Origin of the sequence: Polyangium sp. 15x6 (genome assembly GCF_029960785.1) — a bacterium.
Taxonomy (GTDB): Bacteria; Myxococcota_A; Polyangia; order Polyangiales; family Polyangiaceae; genus Polyangium.
Genome location: NZ_JASBQE010000041.1, coordinates 72586 through 87768 on the forward strand (window position 1 = coordinate 72586; position 15183 = coordinate 87768).

Genomic DNA, 15183 nt, shown 5'->3' on the forward strand with positions numbered 1-15183 from the left:
TCGCTCACCTCGGTACCGACAAGTCAGCCGCGGCGGAGTCGATACGAAAGGCCCGTCTGCCGCTCCTCACGCCGCGTCTCGGAGAGCGCGAGGCTGAGCGCTCGCCCGTCCGTGACGAGCACGACGAGCCGCTTTCCGCGCGTGACGGCCGTGTAGAGCAGGTTCCGCGAGAGCATCACGAAATGCTGCGAAAGCAGCGTGATCACCACGGCCGGGTACTCGCTGCCCTGGCTCTTGTGGATGCTCGTCGCGTAGGCGAGCACGAGCTCCTCGAGGTCGTTCTCTTCGTAGGCGACGTCCCGGCCGTCGAACGTGACCGTGAGCGTTCCGGCCTCGGCGTCGATCGCGCGGACGAGGCCGACGTCGCCGTTGTAGACCTCGCGGTCGTAGTCGTTCTTGAGCTGCATGACCTTGTCACCGAGGCGGAAGAGCTTGCCGCCGCGCGTGACCGAAGGACCGTCGGGGTTGAGCGTCCGCTGCAGCGTCTCGTTCAGCGTGATCGTGCCGACGGGGCCCTTGTTCATCGGCGAGAGGACCTGCACGTCGCGCACGGGATGCAGGCCGAAGCCGCGCGGGATGCGCTCGGTGACGAGCTCGTGGATCGTGGCGGCGGCTTCCTCGGGGTTATTTCGTTGGAAGACAAAGAATTCGCCGCGCTTGTCGGTCGCGCCCTCGGGTTTTTCGCCGTCGTGGATGCGGTGCGCGTTCTGCACGATGAGGCTGCCCTCGGCCTGGCGGAAGATCTGCGAGAGGCGCACCGTGGGGATCGCGCCCGAGGCGATGACGTCGCGCAGGACCGCGCCGGGGCCGACGGACGGGAGCTGATCGACGTCTCCGACGAGCACGAGCCGTGCCCCGTCGGAGACGGCTTGCGTGAGCGCGTCGCAGAGCGGCAGGTCGATCATCGAGGCCTCGTCCACGATGAGCACGTCGGCCTCGATCGTGCGGCCTTTCTTGCGGAGGAACCCGCGCTCCTTCGGGTCGAACTCGAGCATGCGGTGGAGCGTCACGGCCTCGCGCCCCGTGGCCTCGCTCATGCGTTTGGCGGCGCGGCCCGTGGGCGCGGCGAGGCGCACCGTGTGGCCCGCGAGGTCGAAGAGCGAGAGGATCGCCCGGACGATCGTGGTTTTTCCGACGCCGGGGCCGCCCGTGATAACGAGGATCTTGTTGCGGGCGGCTTGCTCGATCGCGTCGCGCTGCGCGGGCGCGAGGGCGACACGCGTGCGGGCCTCGAAGCTCTCGATCGCGGCCTTGGCCACGGCCTCCGCCGATTCGCCGCGGCGGCCCGAGAGGGGACGGCCGGTCGCGCGGAGGAGCGCGAGGAGGCGCTCGGCGAGGCGTGATTCGGCTTCGTAGAGCGAGGATTCGTAGACGGCGACCTCGCCCGAGGGGAGCGTCTCGACGCGCGTGCGGCCTGACGACGCGAGCACGTCGATGGCGCGGTCCACGCCTTGCTCCTCGCGTTCGAGCATGAGCGCGGTGGCCGAGACGAGCGCGTTTCGCTCGGCATACACGTGCCCCTTGGCCGCGAGGTCGCTCAGCATCTGCATCACGCCGGCCTGCGCGCGCTCGGGTGCGTCCAGGGAAACTCCGATGGCACGCGCGATCTGATCGGCCGTCTTGAACCCGACGCCCCACACTTCGAGCGCGAGCCGGTAGGGCGCGCGCTTGACGATCTCGATCGCGGAGGCGCCGAAGCGCTTGTAGATGCGCGTCGCCAGCGCGGTCGAGGCGCCGTACTGCTGGAGGAAGATCATGATGTCGCGGATGACGCGCTGCGACGCCCAGGCCTTGGCCACGGCCTCGGCGCGTCGCGCTCCGAGCCCCGGTACCTCGCCGAGACGCTCGGGCTCCTCGTCGAGCACGCGCAGCGCGTCCTCGCCGAACGTCTCGACGATCCGCTTGGCGAACACGGGCCCGACCCCGTGGACCATGCCCGAGCCGAGGTACTTCTCGAGGCCCTGCAAGGTCGCGGGCGCAATCTCGAGCAGCGTTTCGACGCGGAGCTGGTCGCCGTGGCGACCATCACGTTCGTAGCGGCCTGTGGCTCGGACACGTGTGCCGGGGGCGACGGGCTGGAAGCGGCCGACCCAGGGGAGAGGGGCCTCGTGGCCGTCGATCGCGACCTTCACGACCCGGAAGCCCGTTTGCTCGTTTTCGTAGGTGACACGCACGACCTCGCCTTCGAGGGTCATGGTGCCGTCCTTCGAGGGAGCGGCCTTTTGCGCGGCGAAGAGCGCGTGCTGCGCGGGGCCCTGGGGCCCGGATCGCGGGCGTGACGCGGCCCCGGCCGGGCCTTTCGGGCCCGTACCCCCGGCGAGCAGAGGCGTGCGTCCGCGGCGGTTCATGGGGCGCGGGGCGAGGCTAGCGCGGTTTTCCCGCGGCGAGGGGCTTTGCTCGGCGAGTTTGTTGGGTAAGACTCGCCGCCCGATGAGCCTCGAGCACCGCCTCCACGACCGCTGCGCGTGCGGATCAACGCTTTCGTCCTACGCCCACTCGTCCGCTTCCGCTGCCTCCGGGCGCCCGTTCGCGCTCGCCGGCGTGCAACGCGTCTACGAACGGGCTCGGCCGTTTCAGGTCACGCACATCGCGCTCGACCTTCGCCTCGACGTGCCGAAGAAGTCCGTCTCGGGCGAGGCGACGCTCGATGTCTCACGCATCGACGCTCGCGCGCGAGAACTCGCGCTCGACGCCGTGGGCTTCGACCTCGAAGCGGTCGAGCTCCGCGTGGGCGACGAGGGCAAGTTCGTCGCGGTGGAACATGTGTACGACGGGCAGACGCTGCGCGTGTCGGTGCCCGAGGCTGCTTCGCGCGTGACGGTGCGGGTGCGGTATTCGGCGACGCCGCGGCGCGGGCTCTACTTCCTCGCGCCGGACGAGCACGTGCGTGATCGGCCCGCGCAGGTCTGGTCGCAGTGCCAGGACGAGGACGCGCGGCACTTCTTCCCGTGCATCGACAAGCCGCACAACAAGCAGTCGACCTCGCTGCGCGTGACGGTACCCGAGGGCTGGTTCGCGCTGTCGAACGGCACGCGCGAGAGCGAGGAGGACGAGGAGCAACGCGGCGTCTACCGCTACCGGATGGACGACCCGCACCCGAGCTACCTGTTCACGCTCGTCGCGGGCGAGTTCGAGCGGATCGACGACGAGGCCGACGGCGTTCGCCTGCATTACTTCGTGCCCAAAGGAAAAACCGACGAGGGCAAGCGCACGTTCCGGCGGACGCCGGACATGGTGCGGCGCTTCGGCAAGCTCACGGGCGTCGCGTACCCGTGGAAGACGTACTCGCAGATCGTGGTGAGCGACTTCATCTTCGGCGGGATGGAGAACACGACCGCGACGACGATGTACGAGCACATCCTGCTCGACGAGCGCGCCGCGATCGACGTGACGGCCGACGACCTCATCGCGCACGAGCTCGCGCATCACTGGTTCGGCGACCTCGTGACGTGCCGCGACTGGTCCCACGCGTGGCTGAACGAGGGGTTTGCCACGTACATGGAGCACGTCGATCGCGAGGGCTACCTCGGCCGCGACGAGTACGAGCACGGCGTGCGCGGCGACGTGGCGGCGTACCTCGGCGAGGCCGGTGGGCGCTACCGCCGGCCGATCGTTTGCCAGGACTACGAGGCGCCGATCGACATCTTCGATCGTCACCTCTACGAGAAGGGCGCGTGCGTCTTGCACATGCTGCGGCTCGAGCTCGGCGACGAGTCGTTCTGGCGCGGCATCAAGACGTACCTGGAGCGGCACGCGCGCGGGATCGTGGAGACGCGCGATCTCATGCGCGCGCTCGAAGAGGCGAGCGGCAGGAGCCTGGAGCGCTTCTTCGAGCAGTGGGTGTTCCGCGCAGGGCACCCGGAGCTCGAGGTGAAGGTCGATCACGACGGCGAGGCCCTGACCGTGTCGGTCAAGCAGGCCCAGGCCGCGAAAGAGGGCAAGAAGGACGAGAAGGAGGACGCCGGCACGCACGTCTTCGCGCTCGACCTCGAGCTCGACATCTCCATCGACGGCGAGGTGCGGCGCGAGGTGCGGCGCGTGGAGTCGGCGACCGCGACGTTCACGATCCGCGTGCCCAAGCGGCCCGCGTTCGTCGTCGTGGATCCGGAGCTCCGGATCGTGGGCGACGTGCGGGTCGAGTGCCCGGCCGACATGCTGCGCGCGCAGCTCGCGGGGGCGCCGACGGCGCGCGGCCGGCTGCTCGCCGCGAGCCTGATGGGCAAGCTCGACGATCCGACGACGACACGCGCGCTCGGCGCGTCGCTCGCGAAGGAGGACGAGTTCTGGGGCGTGCGGGCGGAGGCGGCCTCGGCGCTCGGCGACGTGCGCAGCGACGACGCGCTCGTGCACCTCGTCGCCCAGGCGCGGACGGGGCACGCGAAGGTGCGGCGCGCGGTCGCGGCGGCGCTCGGCAAGTTCCGCAAGGCCCAGGCCGCGGAGGCGCTGAAGAGCCTGGCGCTCCGGGACGCGAGTTACCTCGTGGAGGCGGAGGCCGCGCGCGCGCTCGGCGCGACCCGGCAAGGCGTCGCGTTCGACACGCTGATCGAGGTGCTCGATCGTCCCTCGTGGGCGGACATCGTCCGCGCGGGCGCGCTCGATGGGCTCGCGGCCCTGCGCGACGAGCGCGCGCAGGCGCACGTGCTCACGCGGACCCGATACGGGATCCCCACGCGCGGCCGGCGCGCGGCGATCATGGCGCTGCCGAAGCTCTCGACGGATCGAAAGGTGCGCGAGGCGCTGGAGGATCTGCTCGATCAGTCGGACCCGTACCTCAAGGTGGACGTGGTGCGCGCGCTCGTCGACGTCGGCGACACGAAGTCGCGCGGGCCGCTCTCGCGTCAGCTCGAGCGCGAACTCGACGGTCGCGTGCGGCGGCGGATCCGCGAGGCCCTGCGGGACCTCGGCGGCGCGGGCAAGCGCGAGGCCGAGCGGCTGCGCGAGGACCTGGAAGCGCTGCGGAGCGAGCACGCCGACCTGAAGGCGCGCCTCGGCAAGCTCGAAGCGCTGCTCGCGCCGAAGGAGGCCGCGAGCAAGCCGAACGGCGTCCACCACGTGCGCGACACGGACAAACCCGAGGCCGAGAAGGAGTCGGGCGACAAGGGCAAGAAGAGGAAGAAGGATGAACGAGCTTCGCGGTAAAACGGCGCTCGTCACCGGCGCTTCCGCGGGGATCGGCCGCGAAATCGCGCGCGTGCTCGGTCGTGAGGTCGCGGCCTTGGTGCTCGTGGCGCGGAGGCGCGAGCGGCTCGACGAGCTCGCGCGTGAGCTCACGACCGCGCGGCCGGGCCTGCGCGTGCTCGTACGCGCGGTCGATCTGCTCGACAGGAAGGCGCTCGGCGCGATGCTCGACGACCTCGCGCAGGCGGGCGAGGTGATCGACGTGCTCGTGAACAACGCGGGCTTCGGCGACTACGGCCTGCTCGAAAAGCGCGAGTGGGAGAAGGTCGAGCGGATGCTCGAGCTCAACGTCGTGAGCACGACGATGCTGCTCGCGCGGCTCGTGTCGCCGATGGTGGCGCGTGGGTCCGGCGCGATTCTGAACGTCGGATCGATCGCGGGGATCCTGCCGTCGCCCGCGATGAGCACGTACGCGGCGAGCAAGGCGTACGTGAACCACCTGAGCGAGGGCCTGCGCGCCGAGCTCGCGGGGACGGGCGTGTCGGTGACGGTGGTTTGTCCGGGCCCGGTGCCGACGGAGTTCCAGGAGGTCGCGGGGAGCGACGTGCGGCCGGATCTCCCGAAGGCGGTGTACGTGGACGCGGTGACGTGCGCGGAGGAAGCGGTCGCGGGGCTCAAGCGCGGGCAGGCGCGCGTCATCCCCGGGGTCGTGCCGCGGGCGATGGCGATGACGGTGGACGCGCTGCCGAAGGCGCTCGTGAGGCCGTTTCTGTCGAAGATGGGGAAGAAGGCGCGCGGAGGCCGGTAGCCGCGTCGCTCAGGGCAAGAAGCGCCCGAGGAACGCGTCGCCGTACTTGCCGTCGAACGCACCGACGAGCGCCTTTTCGATCATGAACGGGGCGTGGTTCCGGCCGCCGACGATCAGATCGCCCGTCGGCAAGAGCGCGAGCGCGAGCACCGAGTTCGTCGCGTCCGTGTCTTTGCTTCCCCCACTCAAGAGGACACGCGACGAGACGTGCACGCCGTCGGCGCCACCGAGCTTCGCGAAAAACACGTCGCCGGCATCCAAGGCCATGAGGGGCCCGCCGCCGAAGTCCATCTCGCCCTGGAACGTGCCGGTGAGCGCGAGCTGATCGGCCGTGCCCACGGCGAGGCTTGCGCCCGTCATGAACGACTTCGCGTCGCCGATCGCCTTCGCCCAGACGACGTTGTCTCCGGTGCCCGCGATGCGCGTCACGAAGAGAACGCGCGCCCCATCCGCGGGCGTCTGGATTTGCTGTCCGAAGAAGTCGAGGGCGCCCTCGAACGCGCCCGTGAGGAAGATGTCGCCGTTCGACGCGATCGCGACGTCGAACGCCTGTTGCGTGGCCGCGTCGCCCCATCCACGGCCCCAGACCGGGGTGAGGGTCGGCGTGAACTGCGCGGCGAAGACGTCGAAGCCACCCTTGCTCGTGAAGAGGTTGCCGGGGGGTAGCTCGAGGCCGGTGGCGAAGTGGCCGGTGACCACGATCTGATCCGTGTCGGTGACGGCGATCGCGCGGAGCTCGTCGGCGCCCTGTCCACCCATGCGTCGCGACCCGGCGTGGAAGCCGGTCTCGTCGAGCTTCGCCAGGAACATGTCGTCGCCGCCGGCGGACGGGAGCTCGGTTCCTCCGAAGTTGATGCTGCTCGCGAAGTTGCCCGCCACGACCACCTGGTTCGCGTTGGTCAACGCGATCGCCCGCACCTCTTGCGAGCCCGTGTCACCGAAGAGCTTGCTCCACACATGGCCGCCGCTCGCGTCGAACTTCGCGACGAACGCGTCGTCCGCGCCCTTGCTCGTCTGCACGCCGCCGCCGAAGTCCACCGCGCCGAACACGCGCCCGCCGACGTAGATCGCGCCGTTCTTGTCGACGGCGACGGTGGTCGCTTCTTGCTGGGCCGCATCGCCGAAGCGCTTGGCCCAGACGACCTCGCCCTCCGGCGTGAGCTTCGCGAGGAGGATGTCGAGGCCGCCCGTGCTCGCGATGGGGCCGCCGCCGAGATCGATCGTCCCGCCGAACCCGCCCGCGATGACGATGTTGCCGTCGGGGGCGATCGCGATGTCCGAGATCGTCTGCGGAGAGAGCTGCTCGCCGTACGTCTTCAGCCAGCCGTTTCCGAGCGGCGGGCATTCGAGCGGATCGGCGCCGTTGCACGCTTCGTCCTCGGTCGTCAGGCAATCTTCGAACTGCGGCAGCACTTCGCCGCCGCACTCGCCGAAGCCCGTGCCGTTCGGCAGACAAACCTGGATGCCCGGCTTGCAGGCGCCCACGTCCTCGGTGCCGGGCGGGCCGCTGTAACAGGAGCGTTGCTCGTCGGGCGTGCACACCATGCCGCTGCCGCCCGCGCCGCCCGCGCCGCCCGCGCCGCCCGGCCCCGATGTCTCGAACTCACGCTCCTCCGGCGAGCACGCCACGAGCGCCGTCGCGCCGAGCGAGGCGGCGCCGGCGAGGGTGAACGAGAGAGCCAGAGAGCGCCCGATCCTGCGTTTCATTGTTACGAACATGAAAGGATTTCCTTCAGGGCAAGAGGCGAGCGAAGAACAAGAGTGCTTCCTGGTCGGTGGCCGGCGCCAGCGGGCCTCCGCCGAGATCGATCGGCCCGTAGCTCAGGCCCGCGAGGATCGGATCGCCGGTCGGCATCACGCCGAGCGCGAGCACGCCGGCCGCCATGTCGGTCGTGTACGTGCGCGAGCTGCGGTGGGTTCCATCGAGCTCGAGCTGCGCGACGAAGGGGCTCACCTGCGTGGTCGAGGTCAGCGGTCCGCCGCCGAAGTCGACCGTATCGCTGAACCAACCCGCGGTCACGATGCGCCCGTTCGCCACGCCGAGCCCCATGCCCCAGTCGGAGACGGAGTTCGGTCCGCCCACGATCTTGCTCCACGCGAGCGCGCCGTCCGGCGCGAGCTTCACGAGGTACGCGTTCGTCGCCATGGGCGCGGCTTCGAGCTTCGAGCCGTCGTCGAAGCTGATGACGCCCGCCATGCGCCCCGAAAGGACGACCTCGTCGTTCGGCGTGACCGCGATGCCGAGGGCCTCTTGATCGGCGGCGTCGCCCCATTGTTTGCCCCAGATGGGGTTACCGTTCGGCTGGAGCTTGAGCGTGAACACGTCGTCGCTGCCGGCGCTCGTGAACATGCCCGCGACGCCGAAGTCGACCGTTCCGCTGAAGTTGCCCGTGAGGATGATGTTGTCCTTCGTGTCGACCGCGAGGTTCACGACGTCCTCGAAGCCCGCGCCGCCGTAACGGCGCGACATCGAGTGGAAGCCCGAGCCATCGAGCCGCGCGACGAACAGGTCCGTGTCCATCGGGGCGGTGAGCGCCGAGCCGCCGAGGTTGATCGTGCCCTGGAACTCACCGCCGACGACGACCTGCCCGGCCTGCGTGAGCGCGAGGGCCGTCGCGCTTTGCGAGCTCGTGTCGCCGAAGAGTTTGGCCCACTCGACCTCGCCGCTCGGCTTGAACTTCGCGACGAGCGCGTCGCTGCTGCCCTCGCTCGTGAGCGTCCCGCTCCCGAGATCGATCGCGCCGGAGACCGCGCCCGCGAGGTAGATCATGCCCGAGGCGTCGACCGCCACGCCGGCGCCCGCTTGTGACGAGGCGTCACCGAAGCGCTTGCTCCACTGGTGCGTGCCGTCGGCGCTGAACTTCGCGAGCAGGATGTCGGTGCTGCCCGTGCTCGCGAGCGGTCCGCCGCCGAGATCGACCGTGCCACGAAGCTCGCCCGTGAAGACGATGTCGTGTGTCTTCGGGTCGACCGCGACGGCGCGGATGTAGATCTCGTCGGCCGTGGAAAAACCTTTGCTCCACGCGAGATCGAGCGGCGGGCAGTCGGCCGGATCGTCGCCGTTGCACGCCTCGTCCTCGGGCGTGAGGCAGTTCTCGGCTTGCGGCAGGATCTCCCCGGAGCACTCGCCGAAGCCCGTGCCGTTCGGCAGGCAGATCTGGACGCCTCTCTTGCAGGCGCCGATATCCTCGGTGCCGGGAGGCCCGGTGTAGCAGGCCCTCTCTTCGTTCTCCGCGCAGCCCATGCTGCCGCCCGAGCCGCTCGAGCTCGTCGTGTCGCCGAAGTCGCGCGCCTCCGGCGTGCACGCGGCCGCCGCGACGGCGATGATCGAGGCGGCGCCCATCAAGGCGCCGAGATACCGAAAAGACCAAGCCCAGCCCCTACGGATCCTGCCTATCATCGATCCGAGCATGCCATGGATCGGCGCTCCTCGGATCAGCCGCGTGGGGCTCGTCTTCAGGGGGAAAGGCGCGCCAGAAACCCGCTCGCGTCGATCGTGCTCGTGGTCGTGAACGCGCCGCCGCCGAAGTCGATCGAGCCCGCGTACGCGCCGCCGATCACGACATCCTTCTGTGGGCCGAGCTCGAGGGTGAGCGCGCCGTCGGCGCCCGGACCACCGAACCTGCGCGAGCCGAGGTGCGCGCCGTCCATCGTGAAGCGCGCGAGGAACACATCGACGTTCTCCGCCGCGGAGAGGGGGCCGCCGCCGAAGTCGATGCTGTCGTCGAAGAAGCCCGCGGCGATGATGCTCTCCGAGCTCGGATCCACGCGGAGCGAGACGCCGAAGGAGCCGGAGAACTTGCCGCCGAACATCTGGCCCCAGGCGATCTTGCCGAGCGACGAGTAGCGCGCGAGGAAGAGGCCGCGGTCGCCCTTCGCGTAGAGCACGGGGCCGTCGAGGTACAGCGTGCCGGAGGCGTCGCCCGCGACGATCACGTCGCCGTTCGGCGCCGCCGCGATGGCGAGCCCGCGCTGGGATCCGGCGTCGCCCGCGCGAAGCGCCCAGAGGCCGGTGCCGTTCGCGGAGAGCTTGGCGAGGAAGACGTCGTAGCTGCCGATGCTCGTGAGCGAGCCGGCGATGGGGCCGAAGTCCATCGTGGTGTCGAAGGTCCCCGTGACGAACAGCGATTCCGTGGGGTCGACAGCGATCCCGCCGAGATCGTCGAAGCCCGTACCGCCGAAGCGCCGCGAGAAGACGTGTGCGCCCTCGGCGTCGAGCTCGGCCACGTAGATGTCACTCGACCCCGCGGAGACGAGGTCCGGCCCGCCGAAGTTGATCGTGCCGGAGAAGGCGCCGCCGAGGACGATGCGCCCGGACGGCGTGATCACGATCCGCTTGATGCGCTGGGATTTCGCGTCGCCGAAGCGCTTGGCCCAGGCGAGGTTGCCCTGCGCGTCGAGCTTCGCGACGAACGCGTCGTCGCTGCCCGCGCTCGTCATGACCTGTCCGTCGCCGAAGTCCGTGGTGCCCTGGAGCGCGCCGCCAACGTAGATGGATCCGGCGGGATCGATGGCGACCGCGGTGGCCTCCTGGCTCGCGGCGTCGCCGAAGCGCTTGCTCCACTTCGGCTCGCCGAGCGGGCTGAAGCGAGCGACGAAGAGATCACTTTCCCCTGCGCTCACGAGCGGTCCGCCCCCGAAGTCGACGACGCCGCGGAACGAGCCGACGGCCACGACGTCGCCCGTCGCCGGATCGATCGCGACGCTCTCGATCGACTGCATGTCCGTCTCGCCGAAGCTCTTGCTCCACACGTGTTCGAACGTAGGCACGGGGATCGGTCCGCCGCCTTCGCCGCCCGTTCCCCCCGCGCCGCCCGCGCCGCCTGCGCTTCCCGATCCGCCCGTCCCGCTCGTCACGCCGGGCCCTATGTCGGGCGAGCAGGCCGCCGCACACGCCATCACCAGGCCGAGGAGCCCGATCCACGCGCCGTTTCGTTTTTCAAGCCGCCACGCACCCGTTTGCCGTTTCATGTCGCAAGGTACGAGCATCGCACAACGACGAGCCTCTTTGCGCGCGCCGCCGCCTTCGCTACGCACGGACGCATGTCCGATCAATCCTCCCCCGTGAAAGTCGAGCGTCGCGGCGCCGTCGGCGTGCTCGTGATCGACCGCGCCGATCGTCGCAACGCGCTCTCGCGCGATACCCTCTACGCCCTCGGCCGCCTCGGCAGGGAGCTCGCGAGTGACCCGTCGGTCCGCGCCATCGTGCTCACCGGCGCGGGCGACAAGGCCTTCTGCGCGGGCGCCGATCTGAAGGAGCGCCAGGGCATGAGCCCCGATGACGTGCGCAAGCAGGTCGGCCTCTACCGCAGCGAGCTCGGGGTGCTCGATCGAAGCGAGAAGCCGGTGATCGCGGCGATCAACGGCGTCGCCTTCGGCGGCGGGCTCGAGCTCGCGCTGATCTGCGACCTGCGCGTCGCGGCGCCGCACGCCGAGCTCGCGCTGCCCGAGACCACGCTCGGCATCATCCCCGGCGCGGGCGGCACGCAGAGGCTTCCGCGTGTCGTGGGGGACGCGCGCGCCAAGGAGATGATCCTGCTCGGCAGGAAGCTCGGCGCGGCCGAGGCGCTCGCGTGGGGGCTCGTGAACCGCGTCTCGCCCGAGGGCACGAACGTCCTCGACGACACGATCGCCTGGATCGAGCCCATCGCGAACGGGGCGCCGATCGCGCAGAGCGCCGCGCTCCGGGCGATCGACACGTCCTACGAGGTGCCGCTCGAGCTCGGCCTCGAGCTCGAGCGCGTCTACTACGACGAGACGCTGCGCAGCGAGGATCGGCTCGAAGCGCTGCGCGCGTTCGCCGAGAAGCGCAAGCCCGCCTTCCGCGGCGTGTAGCGACTACACCCCGTCCGTTGGATCTCGAAGCATCTGGATCTTGCTCTCGAGCCGCTTCGAGACCCACACCTTGTTGTGCTCGTCCACGACGACCGCGCCGCAGTCGTCGAGCTCCTCGCAGATCGACATGCCCTTCTCCGGGCCGAGGATGAAGATCGCGTCGTCGATCCCGTCGGCGGTGAAGGCGTCCTTGGCCCACACGGTCACGCTGCGGCTCTTCATCGCGGGGTAGCCCGTGCGTGGATCGATGATGTGGTGCCAGCGCTTGCCGTCCTTCACGAAGGCGCGCTCGTAGTCGCCGGCCGTCGAGAAGGCGTGGTCGGTGACGTCGATCATCGCGAAGTAGTCGTTCGGCCCCTGCCCACGCGGATCGCGCACGCCGACGCGGTACGGCGAGCCGTCGGGCTTCTTGCCGCGCACGTAGAGATCGCCGCCGGCTTGCACGTAGAACGACGCGAGTCCTTCGGCGGAGAGCACCTTCGCTGCGGCGTCGACGGCATAGCCCTTGGCGATGCCGCCGAGGCTCACGCGCATGCCTGGCTTGCTCAGCAGCACGCTGCGCGCGTCGTGGTCGAGCTTGATCTTGCGGTAATCGATGAGCGCGCGGGCCTTGTCGATGTCGGCCTTCGAGGGCACCTCCTCGACCTTGTTCTCGTCGAAGCGCCAGAGATCACGCATCGCCTCGAACGAGATGTCGAAGACGCCCTCCGAGCGATCGGCGACGGAGATGCTCTTCTTGATCACCTCGAACGTCTCGGGCCCGACGGCGACGCCCTGCTTGCCGGCGGCCTGGTTGATGCGCGAGATCTCGCTGTCGTCGCGCCAGGTCGTCATGAGCCGCTCGAGCCTGCGGATCTCGGCGAGCGCCTTGTCGAGCTTCGAACGGATCGCCGCCTCGTCGAGCTCGCGCGTGGTGTACGTCGTGATCACGACGTGCGTGCCCATCGCCTTGTCGTCGAGCGTCACCTTCTTCGGATCGAACGGCGGCGGGCGCGGCGGAGCCGACGAGGAGCGCGGCTCGGGCGCGGGCTCGGGCGGCGAGGACGTGTTGCACGCCGCGAGGGCGAGCGCGCCGAGGAGCAAGACATGGCTCGTTCGCATCACGGCTCCCGTGTGATCCGCACGTAGACGTGCGATGGCGGGGCGATGCCCGTCTCCACGCGCGCCTTGGGCATCCCCGGCGCGAGCGCCGCGACGAGCGCGAGCTCTTCCTCGTAGAACATGCGTCGGATCGAGGTCACGGCGTCGTAGTAGAACGTGTACGTCCGACCGTACAGGGCTCCGACGAGCGCCACGAGCCCGAGCGTGGTGAAGCTCCGCTCCCCGTCGAAGAAACACGCGCCCACGCGCGCGCGCCGCGCCGCCTCGCTCATCATCCGCGCGATCATCCCCGGCGGGAAATGGTGGATCGCTTGGGTGCAGGTGATCACGTCCACGCCCCGCTCCTCGAGCCCACCGAGCGCGAGCGCGTCCTCGACCGAGAACCGCACCGAGAGCCCCCGCTCGGCCGCCTGCGCGCGCCCGAGCGCGAGGTACTCCTCCCGCAGATCACTCGCCTCGATCGCGACCCGATCCCCGAACCGCTCGGCGAGGTACAGCGACAGCCCGCCGTGCCCCGCCGCCACGTCGTGCACGATCGGCCGCTTTCCATCCGCGCTCGCCGCCTCCACCAGCGGATCGATCGCGGCCATCACCGTCTCGTAGATCCCTGTGCAGTGGTTGAACCGATCGAGCACGTCGAGCGCGTGCGTCCGCTCGTCCTCCGGGAAGCTCGGATCATCCATGAGCTCCGGCCGATCGCGATAGAGACGCGCGTCCACCGTGTGGAGCAGCTCCGTGAGCCGTGAGCGGCCGTCTCCGTCGAGATCCATCGGCCGCTCGGCGCGCATCGCCGTCACGGCCTCGGCGACGAGCGCGTCGAAGTGATCGATCGCCGCGCCGTCGCCCTGGAGCACGGCGTCTTCGAGCGGGGCGATCGCGGGCGCGAACCGCTCGATCGTGCGCTGCATGGCTTTGTTGCGGTGCAGCGCGAGCGCCGCGCGGAGCGGCCCACGCACGTCGTGGCGGCTCAGCTTGCGCATCACTGCTTCGAGGGCTGGATCGAGGCGGCGGCGGAGGACCTCGGACAGCATCGAGGCGCGGGGCATGGGCTGATCTTAACGGATCCAGGCGCGACGTCGCGTCACGAGCGCCCCGCGCGAGAGGGCTGTATGCTGCACGATCGACCCATGGAGACGACATCCGTCGATCGACCTCACAGGGAAGCCATCCTCGCGGCCTCGCGTGCCGTCGCGCCGATCGTCCGCGACGTCGCGTCGCGGATCTTCGCGCACCCGGAGCTACGGTTCGAAGAGACGCGCGCCGCAGGCTGGATCTGCGAAGCCATCGAGGCCGAGGGTGTCCCCGTCGAACGTGGCACGGGAGGCCTCGCCACGGCCTTCCGCGCGCGCCTCGGCGACGGCGCGGGCCCGCGCGTCGCGATCCTCGCCGAGTACGACGCGCTCCCCGAGATGGGCCATGCATGTGGCCACAACCTGATCGCCGGCGGCGCGCTCGGCGCGTTCCTCGCGCTCGCGCGGGCGCGACCGTCCTTCGCGGGCACGATCGAGATCATCGGCACACCAGCGGAGGAAGGAGGCGGCGGCAAGATCCGCCTGCTCCAGGCCGGCGTGTTCGACGGCGTCACGGCCGCGCTCATGTTTCACCCGTACGATTGTGACCTGCTCGCGCCGACTTCCCTTGCGAGCTACTGGCTCTCGCTCCGCTTCAAAGGAGTGCCTTCGCACGCGGCGATGGCTCCGTGGGAGGGCAAGAGCGCGCTCGCGGCGGCGCTCGGGACGATGCACCTCGTCGACGCGCAACGCGTACAACTGCGGGACGGCGTGCGTGTGCACGGCGTCGTCGTCGAGGGCGGCCAGGCGGTCAACATCATCCCCGAGCGTGCCGTCGTGGACTTCGCGGTGCGCGCGCCGTCGTTCGCCGAGCTCTCGATCGTGCGCGCGCTCGTCGAGCGATGTGCGCGCGGCGCGGCGATCGCGTGTGGCGTGGAGGTCGAGATCGAGGTGCGGGGCGGCTACAAGGACCTGCGCCCGAACATCCCGCTCGCGCGCCGCTTCGGCGAGCACCTCGCCGCGCTCGGCAGGCCTGCGCGCTTGGTCGACCCCGTGCGCAGCATGGGCTCGACGGACATGGGCGACATCTCGCACGTGATCCCATCGATCCACCCGCTGCTCGCGATCTGCGACGAGGGCGAGACGATGTGCCACGAGCACCCGTTCGCGCGGTACGCGGACAGCGATCGAGGCGCGGACGCGATGATGGCGGCGGCGCAGGCGATGGCGCTCACGGCGCTCGACATCCTCGCGGACGCACCCTTGCGGGCGGCGATGACGTCTTATTTCGAGGGAAAAACCGGGCAGTAA

General features: G+C 70.1%; 10 protein-coding genes. 4 read left to right on the forward strand and 6 right to left on the reverse strand.

What is annotated here, in order from left to right:
* Positions 1 to 23 precede the first annotated feature (23 nt).
* Positions 24 to 2348, reverse strand: a complete 2325-nt coding sequence (locus QHF83_RS27600) for an ATP-dependent RecD-like DNA helicase (RefSeq protein ID WP_282420940.1) — start codon at positions 2346 to 2348, stop codon at positions 24 to 26.
* Positions 2349 to 2541: 193 nt separating this feature from the next.
* On the opposite strand from QHF83_RS27600, the gene QHF83_RS27605 reads away from it, so the two are divergent.
* On the forward strand, positions 2542 to 5139 hold the full coding sequence (locus QHF83_RS27605) for a M1 family aminopeptidase (RefSeq protein WP_282420941.1): 2598 nt from the start codon (positions 2542 to 2544) through the stop codon (positions 5137 to 5139).
* Positions 5120 to 5926, forward strand: a complete 807-nt coding sequence (locus tag QHF83_RS27610) for an SDR family oxidoreductase (protein WP_282420942.1) — start codon at positions 5120 to 5122, stop codon at positions 5924 to 5926. The genes QHF83_RS27605 and QHF83_RS27610 overlap by 20 nt, the downstream gene beginning before the upstream one ends.
* Before the next feature lie 9 nt (positions 5927 to 5935).
* On the opposite strand, the gene QHF83_RS27615 is transcribed toward QHF83_RS27610, so the two are convergent.
* The 3 genes from QHF83_RS27615 to QHF83_RS27625 all read right to left on the reverse strand — a co-directional run bounded on the left by QHF83_RS27615 (position 5936) and on the right by QHF83_RS27625 (position 10897).
* The gene (locus QHF83_RS27615; RefSeq protein ID WP_282420943.1) at positions 5936 to 7633 is read right to left on the reverse strand and encodes a hypothetical protein; all 1698 of its coding nucleotides are present in this window, start codon (positions 7631 to 7633) and stop codon (positions 5936 to 5938) included.
* Positions 7634 to 7658: 25 nt separating this feature from the next.
* The gene (locus tag QHF83_RS27620) at positions 7659 to 9272 is read right to left on the reverse strand and encodes a hypothetical protein (RefSeq protein ID WP_282420944.1); all 1614 of its coding nucleotides are present in this window, start codon (positions 9270 to 9272) and stop codon (positions 7659 to 7661) included.
* A gap of 110 nt (positions 9273 to 9382) precedes the next feature.
* Positions 9383 to 10897, reverse strand: a complete 1515-nt coding sequence (locus QHF83_RS27625) for a hypothetical protein (RefSeq protein WP_282420945.1) — start codon at positions 10895 to 10897, stop codon at positions 9383 to 9385.
* A gap of 72 nt (positions 10898 to 10969) precedes the next feature.
* Between QHF83_RS27625 and QHF83_RS27630 the strand changes: the two genes are divergently transcribed.
* Positions 10970 to 11761 (forward strand): enoyl-CoA hydratase-related protein, encoded by a 792-nt coding sequence (locus QHF83_RS27630; protein ID WP_282420946.1) that lies wholly within the window; start codon positions 10970 to 10972, stop codon positions 11759 to 11761.
* A gap of 3 nt (positions 11762 to 11764) precedes the next feature.
* Here the strand turns inward: QHF83_RS27630 and QHF83_RS27635 are convergent, their stop codons facing one another.
* Positions 11765 to 12862 (reverse strand): FAD:protein FMN transferase, encoded by a 1098-nt coding sequence (locus tag QHF83_RS27635; RefSeq protein WP_282420947.1) that lies wholly within the window; start codon positions 12860 to 12862, stop codon positions 11765 to 11767.
* Entirely contained in the window at positions 12862 to 13908 is a 1047-nt protein-coding gene (locus QHF83_RS27640) for a class I SAM-dependent methyltransferase (protein ID WP_282420948.1), read from the reverse strand. Before QHF83_RS27640 ends, QHF83_RS27635 begins: the two co-directional genes overlap by 1 nt.
* An 81-nt stretch (positions 13909 to 13989) precedes the next feature.
* Here QHF83_RS27640 and QHF83_RS27645 point away from each other — a divergent pair, with 81 nt between their 5' ends.
* Complete coding sequence (locus QHF83_RS27645; RefSeq protein WP_282420949.1) at positions 13990 to 15183, forward strand: M20 family metallopeptidase; 1194 nt, start codon at positions 13990 to 13992, stop codon at positions 15181 to 15183.

What these genes read in the sequence shown, in the direction of transcription:
- QHF83_RS27600 (WP_282420940.1), bottom strand. Translation starts at nt 2,348, where the DNA reads ATGAACCGCCGCGGACGCACGCCTCTGCTCGCCGGGGGTACGGGCCCG.
- QHF83_RS27610 (WP_282420942.1), top strand. Translation starts at nt 5,120, where the DNA reads ATGAACGAGCTTCGCGGTAAAACGGCGCTCGTCACCGGCGCTTCCGCG.
- QHF83_RS27615 (WP_282420943.1), bottom strand. Translation starts at nt 7,633, where the DNA reads ATGAAACGCAGGATCGGGCGCTCTCTGGCTCTCTCGTTCACCCTCGCC.
- QHF83_RS27625 (WP_282420945.1), bottom strand. Translation starts at nt 10,897, where the DNA reads ATGAAACGGCAAACGGGTGCGTGGCGGCTTGAAAAACGAAACGGCGCG.
- QHF83_RS27630 (WP_282420946.1), top strand. Translation starts at nt 10,970, where the DNA reads ATGTCCGATCAATCCTCCCCCGTGAAAGTCGAGCGTCGCGGCGCCGTC.
- QHF83_RS27635 (WP_282420947.1), bottom strand. Translation starts at nt 12,862, where the DNA reads ATGCGAACGAGCCATGTCTTGCTCCTCGGCGCGCTCGCCCTCGCGGCG.
- QHF83_RS27640 (WP_282420948.1), bottom strand. Translation starts at nt 13,908, where the DNA reads ATGCCCCGCGCCTCGATGCTGTCCGAGGTCCTCCGCCGCCGCCTCGAT.
- QHF83_RS27645 (WP_282420949.1), top strand. Translation starts at nt 13,990, where the DNA reads ATGGAGACGACATCCGTCGATCGACCTCACAGGGAAGCCATCCTCGCG.